This is a genomic window from Erwinia sp. (assembly GCF_031978025.1).
Lineage (GTDB): Bacteria > Pseudomonadota > Gammaproteobacteria > Enterobacterales > Enterobacteriaceae > Erwinia.
On sequence record NZ_DALZCD010000220.1, the window covers coordinates 1 to 7,489 of the forward strand.

Consider the following 7,489-nt stretch of genomic DNA (forward strand, 5'->3'; position numbering starts at 1 on the left):
ATGCGGAAGTCATTGGTTTAGCGGAGATCGATTCGCGTCTGGCAGAAGCCGACATTATCATCAGTTCCACCGCCAGCCCGCTGCCGATTATCGGTAAAGGGATGGTGGAGCGCGCGCTGAAACAGCGCCGTAATCAGCCCATGCTGCTGGTGGACATTGCCGTACCGCGCGACGTGGAGCCGGAAGTGGGCAAGCTGCCCAACGCTTATCTTTACAGCGTGGACGATCTGCAGGCGATCATTGAAAGCAATATGGCACAGCGTAAGGCTGCTGCCGTACAGGCCGAAACAATCGTGGTGCAGGAAAGCGACGAGTTTATGTCGTGGCTGCGCGCGCAAAGCGCCAGCCAGACTATCCGCGACTATCGCTCCCAGGCCGACCAGGTGCGCGCCGAGCTGGAAGAGCGCGCCCTGGCGGCGCTTGCTCAGGGTGCGGATGCGCAGGCCGTGCTGCGTGAGCTGGCCCATAAGCTCACCAACAAGCTGATCCACGCCCCAACCAAATCCCTTCAGCAGGCTGCCCGCGACGGCGATGATGAACGCCTGCAGATTTTACGCGACGGCCTGGGGCTGTAGCGTTTTTACCTTTTTATATACAGGGAATATTCATGAAGCCTTCTATTGTTGCCAAACTGGAAGCCTTGCAGGAACGCCACGAGGAAGTCGAGGCGATGCTGGGCGATGCTGGCGTGATTGCCGATCAGGAGCGTTTTCGCGCGCTGTCGCGTGAGTATGCGCAGTTGACCGATGTCAGCCAGTGTTTCCGTCGTTGGCAGCAGAATCAGGACGATATCGCCACCGCCGAAGAGATGCTGAACGATGCGGAAATGCGCGATATGGCGCAGGAAGAGCTTAAAGAGGCGCGTGAGGTCTGCGAACAGCTGGAGCAAGAGTTACAGGTGCTGCTGCTGCCGAAAGATCCGGACGACGAACGTAACTGTTATGTGGAAGTGCGGGCCGGTACCGGCGGCGACGAAGCGGCCATTTTTGCCGGTGATCTGTTCCGCATGTACAGCCGCTATGCGGAATCGCGCCGCTGGAAGGTGGAAGTGATGAGCGCCAACGAGGGCGAGCACGGCGGTTATAAAGAAGTGATCGCGAAAATCATCGGTGAAGGCGCCTATGGCCGCCTGAAGTTTGAGTCTGGCGGTCATCGCGTGCAGCGCGTGCCGGAAACGGAATCGCAGGGCCGTATTCACACGTCGGCCTGTACCGTCGCCGTGCTGCCGGAAGTGCCGGAAGCCGAGCTGCCGGATATCAACCCGAGCGACCTGAAAATTGATACCTTTCGTTCATCGGGCGCGGGTGGACAGCACGTTAACACCACCGACTCCGCTATTCGTATTACCCACTTGCCTACCGGCATTGTGGTGGAGTGTCAGGACGAGCGTTCGCAGCACAAAAACAAAGCCAAAGCGTTGGCCGTGCTGGGCTCCCGCATCCGTGCAGCCGAGAGCGCCCGTCGTCAGCAGGAAGAGGCCTCAACGCGCCGCAACCTGCTGGGTAGCGGGGACCGCTCCGATCGCAACCGTACCTATAACTATCCGCAGGGTCGTATTACCGACCACCGCATTAACCTGACCATCTACCGTCTGGACGAAGCGATGCAGGGCAAGCTGGATATGCTGATTGAGCCTGTGGTGCAGGAGTATCAGGCAGACCAGCTGGCCGCCCTGTCCGAGCAGGAGTAATGGACATTCGCCAGTGGCTGAAAGGGGCCATCACCGAACTGGCGGGCAGTGAAAGCCCGAAAAGAGACGCGGAGATCCTGCTGGGTTTTGTCACCGGCCGCGCCCGCAGCTGGCTGATCGCTTTTGACGAGACGACGCTGACCCAAAGCGAGCAGGAGCGCCTGGCTGCGCTGCTGGCTCGCCGCGCAAAGGGCGAGCCGATTGCTTACCTGACCGGTGAGCGAGAATTCTGGTCGCTGCCGCTCAGCGTTTCCCCCGATACGCTTATTCCTCGTCCCGATACTGAACTGCTGGTGGAGCAGGCGCTGGCACGTCTCCCTGCCGAACCGGCGTCGATACTGGATTTAGGTACCGGCACCGGCGCGGTTGCCCTGGCTATCGCCAGTGAACGTCCCGACTGTCAGATTATCGGCGTCGATCGCATTCAGGGCGCCGTTGAGCTGGCGCAGCGCAATGCGCAACGCCTGGGTATCCACAATGCTGCTTTCCGACTCAGTAACTGGTTCAGCGCACTGGCAGGCGAACGCTTTGCCGTTATCGTCAGCAATCCGCCCTATATTGATGAAGCCGACGAACATCTGCGGCAGGGCGACGTGCGTTTTGAACCGCAAAGCGCGCTGGTAGCGGCGGAAGGCGGCCTGGCCGACATCAAAATCATTGCCGCTCAGGCCGGACAGGCGCTGCTGCCGGGCGGTTGGCTGCTGGTCGAGCACGGCTGGCAACAGGCGCAAAAAGTGCAGGCTATTCTGCAGGCGGCCGGTTTTACTCATGTGGCTACCGCTCGTGATTATGGCGATAATGACCGCGTGACTTATGCACAAAAGGCCTGAACGAGGGAAAATAAATGGCTGACTGGTACAGTGCTGTAAAAAATTTGCATCTGCTGACGGTAATCCTTACCGCTACGCTGTTTCTGCTGCGTTTCATTTGGCTCCAGACCGGCTCATCGATGCTGCAAAAACGCTGGGTACGCATCGTGCCCCATCTCAACGACACGCTGCTGCTGCTTTCTGGCGCGATGCTGGTAGCAATAACGCACTTTTATCCCTTCACGCCTCAGGGCGCATGGCTGACTGAAAAGCTGTTTGGCGTTATTATCTATATCGCGCTTGGCTTTATTGCCCTCGGGCGCAAACCACGCGCGCAAAAAACGCGCTGGATAGCTTTTATCGTGGCGGCCGCGATGCTGGTAATTATTTACCACCTGGCCACCACAAAAATGCCATTGTTGGGGAGTGTATGACGTCGATAGCAACTGATGAAGGCACAGCGACCCCGCTGTGCGAGGCGGTAATTGCGGCCACGCTGGCCATCCGTCCTGACTTTCCTGCTGAAGACGTAGAAAAGCAGCTGGCGGAGCTGGTTAAAGAGGCGCGCGCCACCATTCCATTACAGCTGGAGCAGGATCTGCAGCTGGAAAAATTAATTGAGCTGTTCTGGAAGCGGTGGGGCTTCGGCGGCGCGAGCGGCGTCTATCGTCTCTCAGATACGCTGTGGCTGGATAACGTGCTGAAAACCCGCCAGGGCACGGCCGTGTCGCTGGGCGTGATTTTCCTGCATATTGCTCACGAACTGTCGCTGCCGCTGATGCCGGTTATCTTTCCCACGCAGCTTATTTTGCGGGCCGACTGGATTGATGAAGAGATGTGGCTGATCAATCCGTTTAACGGCGAAACGCTGGATGAGCATACCCTGGAAGTCTGGCTGAAGGGCAATATCGGCCCGGTCGCCGAGCTGTACGATGATGATCTGCAGGAAGCCGAGCCGCAGCTGGTACTGAACAAGATGCTGGACACGCTGAAAGCCGCGCTGATGGAAGAGAAGCAGATGGAGCTGGCGCTGCAGGTCAGCCAGGTGCTGGTCAATATGGACCCGGACGATCCTTATGAAATCCGCGACCGCGGGCTGATTTTCGCGCAGCTGGACTGCGAGCATGTTGCGGTAAGCGATCTGACCTATTTTGTTGAACAGTGCCCGGAAGATCCGGTCAGCGAAATGATTAAATTACAGATCCACTCGATTGAACAGAAACAGATCACGCTGCACTAATCTGTTAAACAAAGAATAAGGCGAAGAGATGAAACAAAAAGTCGTTAGCATTGGTGATGTGAAAGTTGCAAACGATCTGCCGTTCGTGCTGTTTGGCGGCATGAACGTGCTGGAATCGCGCGATCTCGCGCTGCGTATCTGTGAGCATTACGTCACCGTGACCCAGAAGCTGGGCATCCCTTACGTGTTCAAGGCCTCGTTTGACAAGGCTAACCGTTCTTCGATTCGCTCTTATCGCGGGCCGGGTCTGGAAGAGGGCATGAAGATTTTTCAGGAGCTGAAGCAGACTTTTGGCGTGAAGGTCATTACCGACGTGCACGAAGCCAGCCAGGCGCAGCCGGTTGCCGAAGTGGTGGATGTTATCCAGCTGCCGGCTTTCCTGGCGCGTCAGACCGACCTGGTAGAAGCGATGGCAAAAACCGGCGCGGTTATTAACGTCAAGAAGCCGCAGTTTGTCAGCCCTGGCCAGATGGGCAATATCGTTGAGAAGTTTGCTGAAGGCGGCAACGAGAAAATCATCCTGTGCGATCGTGGCGCGAACTTCGGCTATGACAACCTGGTGGTGGACATGCTGGGCTTCAACGTAATGAAGCAGGTTTCCAACGGCAGCCCGGTCATTTTCGACGTCACGCACGCGTTACAGTGCCGCGACCCGTTTGGTGCGGCCTCCAGCGGTCGTCGTGGTCAGGTTACCGAGCTGGCGCGTGCCGGTATGGCGGTAGGCCTGGCCGGTTTGTTTATCGAGGCGCACCCGGATCCGGCCAATGCGAAATGCGACGGCCCGTCCGCCCTGCCGCTGGACAAGCTGGAGCCTTTCCTGATGCAGATTAAAGCCATTGACGATCTGGTGAAGAACTTCCCGGCGCTGGATACCAGCAGCTGATAAAAAATCAGGCCGGTACTACAGTACCGGCCTGTTGTGATTGCGCCTGCCTCGCACACTGTAACTACAGACCCGGCAGTCAATTCGCACCCTCCCTGAAACCGCAGAGCCGTTATCCATTCTGCCTTAAGGCACGCGGCTTTACTCCGTAGCGTCTACAGCATCACCGTCATCAGGTAGCCAATAAACAGGGCCAGATGTGCCGCGCCGTTCAACACATTGGTTCTGCCGGTCGAGAAAGAGATCTGACAAAGCAGCAGTGAGGCCAGCATAATCACCATCTGCGGCGGCTCAAGGCCGAAGACCAGATCCTGACCGGTCAGCGTGGCGATAATCGTCACCGTCGGTACGGTCAGCGAAATCGTCGCCAGCACCGATCCGAAAAAGAGGTTCATGGCACGCTGTACCTGATTAGCCAGCACCGCCTTGATGGCACCCAGTCCTTCCGGAGAGAGGATCAGCAACGCCACCAGAAAACCGGTGAACTGTTCAGGCGCATTCAACTCGGTCAGCAGTGCACCCAGCGTATTGGAATCCATCTTAGTGACGGCAATTACGGCCACCAGATGCACCAGCAGCCAGCAGGTATGCCAGATGCTGGAATGGGCGGAAGGCTTACCGTGCTGCGGATCGTCGCCCTCGTCTTCATGCTCATAAACAAACAGGCTTTGGTGCGTTTTGGTCTGAATCAGCAGAAAAACGCCGTACATGGCCGCCGAAATAGCGGAAATCAGCAGCGACTGACCGACGCTGAAATTACCTTCGGGGAGCGCATTAGGAAAAACCAGCACCAGCACGGCCAGCGGAAAAATAGCGATAAGATACTGTTTTACGCCAGCAAGGTTGACATACTGAGTGGCAAATTTGCGCCCGCCCAGCAGCAGTGCAAAACCCACCAGTCCGCCGGTCACGATCATGACGATAGAATACAGGGTATCGCGCATCAGCATCGGGGCGGCATCGCCCGTGGCCATCAGTGCGGAAATCAGGCTGACTTCCAGAATAACGACCGAGAGGCTTAAAATCAGCGACCCGTAAGGCTCGCCGAGACGATGTGCGAGCACGTCGGCATGGCGGACCACGCTGAATGCGCTGCTCAGAATCGCCACCAGCGCCAGTAAGTTAATGCCGATAATAGCTGGCAAGGACTCGGACGCCCCCCAAAACCAGAGGATCACCAACGCCACAAGCGGCAGGATCAGGGTGGATTCTTTGTGGCGTGTTCTGACGCTTTCTTGCACACTCATAGGCACTATTTCCTTTGCTGACCGTCCGGCTGCGACACAGGCAAAACCGCAACGGTGAGAATTGATTATATAACAACCGGACACAGTGTAACGGCAGCAAGGTTAACCAACGGTAAACTTTACACGATTTTACCTGCATTCAGGAATAAAATCGCATAAAGCGCTTAATGATCAGTTTATTATTCAATCTGTTGATTTATAATATTTTTTTAATTTATTCATTTCATTTATTTCGCATTTTTCGATAGGTAAATGGCGCGATAATCTGATTAAAAGGGCGTTACGCATGCATTATGCATTATCAATGACAAAAAAGATCAACTGGTAGGGTGGGCGTTTTTGTTCCAGACTTAACGTTTCTGCTAAGAGGAAATGAATAATGCCCTATAGTTCAAGAGATTCCCTGCCTGATAACGTGAAAAATGTGCTGCCTGCACACGCGCAGGATATCTATCAGGAAGCTTTTAACAGCGCCTGGGACGAATACAAAGAGAAAAAAGATCGTCGGGGCGAGGAGTCACGCGAAGAAGTCGCGCACAAAGTAGCGTGGTCAGCGGTTAAGCATCAGTATGAAAAAGGCGATGATGACAAGTGGCATAAAAAGCGCTGAACGCCGTGGGACCGTTCGCCCTGAGCGGCCCCGTTTTTACTCCCTCATAATTTTCTCTGCTGTCACCCTGAAGTTCCCTGTTATGCCGCCGATGATAAATCTAAGGTAAATTTATTCTTTTGCGACGCGCTTCAAACTTGATTGCCACGCCCGAAATGACTTAAGGTCAGATTAAGCGTAACGACGCGGACATTTCAAAAAACAAGCAGGGAATGGGCAGTAGCGGAGAAGGTGAATGTTAACAAGAGACTTCCTGGCCAAAGCAGATTGCAAAACGGCCTTTGGCGCCATTGAGGAATCGCTGTTGTGGACCTGTGAGCAGCGAGCGGCTTCGCTGGCAGCCACTCTGGCCTGCCGTCCCGATCACAGTCCGGTATGGATTTTCGGCTATGGTTCGCTGATGTGGAACCCGGTCTTCGAATCTGATGAGGTCGCAGAAGGGACGTTAAACGGTTGGCATCGCGCCTTCTGTCTGCGCCTGACTGCCGGTCGCGGTACTGCGCAGCAGCCGGGGCGGATGCTGGCGTTAAAAGAGGGCGGCAGCACTACCGGGCTGGCCTTCCGTCTGCCGGAAGCGAAGCTGGCTGAGGAGCTGGAATTGCTGTGGAAGCGTGAGATGGTCACCGGCTGTTATCTGCCGACCTGGTGCGAATTAAAGCTGGCAGACGGCCGCAGCGTGACGGCACTCGCCTTTGTTATGGATCCTCGCCATGCGCTTTATGAAGCCGACTCCTGCCCGCAAACCATCGCGCCGCTGATTGCCCACGCCAGCGGCCCTTTAGGCACTAACGCGCAATACCTTTTCTCGCTGGAACAGGAGCTGAAAAGGCGTGGCCTTTATGACGACTGCCTGACCGATCTGGTACAGCGTGTGCGCGATCTTCAGGTGTATCACAACGACCTGGTAGGCTAAGCCACGCGTTCAGGAGCCCGGATTGACAAGCCAGGTGCCGGGCTTACTGATATCTAACTGCTGGGTGCGGACGCCGCTCGTTGTTTGCACCTGGATC

Annotated in this window: 9 protein-coding genes; 8 read left to right on the forward strand and 1 reads right to left on the reverse strand. The window is 56.0% G+C overall.

Annotated elements, in window-relative coordinates; genetic code table 11:
- The 6 genes from RTK32_RS16155 to kdsA form a co-directional block, all read left to right on the forward strand.
- Positions 1 to 575 (forward strand): glutamyl-tRNA reductase (locus RTK32_RS16155; protein WP_312045745.1); only part of this gene is annotated, 575 nt, incomplete at its 5' end.
- Between the two features lie 32 nt (positions 576 to 607).
- A complete protein-coding gene (gene prfA, locus RTK32_RS16160; protein ID WP_312045747.1) occupies positions 608 to 1,690 on the forward strand; it encodes a peptide chain release factor 1 in 1,083 nt (360 codons plus the stop codon).
- A complete protein-coding gene (gene prmC / locus RTK32_RS16165; RefSeq protein WP_312045749.1) occupies positions 1,690 to 2,520 on the forward strand; it encodes a peptide chain release factor N(5)-glutamine methyltransferase in 831 nt (276 codons plus the stop codon). Before prfA ends, prmC begins: the two co-directional genes overlap by 1 nt.
- A gap of 14 nt (positions 2,521 to 2,534) precedes the next feature.
- Positions 2,535 to 2,933 (forward strand): SirB2 family protein, encoded by a 399-nt coding sequence (locus tag RTK32_RS16170; RefSeq protein WP_312045751.1) that lies wholly within the window; start codon positions 2,535 to 2,537, stop codon positions 2,931 to 2,933.
- Positions 2,930 to 3,739: an invasion regulator SirB1 gene (sirB1, locus tag RTK32_RS16175; protein ID WP_312045753.1), complete on the forward strand. Its 810-nt coding sequence runs from the start codon at positions 2,930 to 2,932 to the stop codon at positions 3,737 to 3,739. The genes RTK32_RS16170 and sirB1 overlap by 4 nt, the downstream gene beginning before the upstream one ends.
- 28 nt (positions 3,740 to 3,767) lie before the next feature.
- Complete coding sequence (kdsA, locus tag RTK32_RS16180) at positions 3,768 to 4,622, forward strand: 3-deoxy-8-phosphooctulonate synthase (RefSeq protein WP_312045755.1); 855 nt, start codon at positions 3,768 to 3,770, stop codon at positions 4,620 to 4,622.
- 155 nt (positions 4,623 to 4,777) lie between these two features.
- Here the strand turns inward: kdsA and chaA are convergent, their stop codons facing one another.
- Entirely contained in the window at positions 4,778 to 5,869 is a 1,092-nt protein-coding gene (gene chaA, locus RTK32_RS16185) for a sodium-potassium/proton antiporter ChaA (RefSeq protein ID WP_312045757.1), read from the reverse strand.
- 379 nt (positions 5,870 to 6,248) lie between these two features.
- Here chaA and chaB point away from each other — a divergent pair, with 379 nt between their 5' ends.
- On the forward strand, positions 6,249 to 6,479 hold the full coding sequence (gene chaB / locus RTK32_RS16190; RefSeq protein WP_312045759.1) for a putative cation transport regulator ChaB: 231 nt from the start codon (positions 6,249 to 6,251) through the stop codon (positions 6,477 to 6,479).
- Positions 6,480 to 6,714: 235 nt separating this feature from the next.
- On the forward strand, positions 6,715 to 7,392 hold the full coding sequence (locus RTK32_RS16195; protein WP_312045761.1) for a gamma-glutamylcyclotransferase: 678 nt from the start codon (positions 6,715 to 6,717) through the stop codon (positions 7,390 to 7,392).
- Positions 7,393 to 7,489 lie beyond the last annotated feature (97 nt).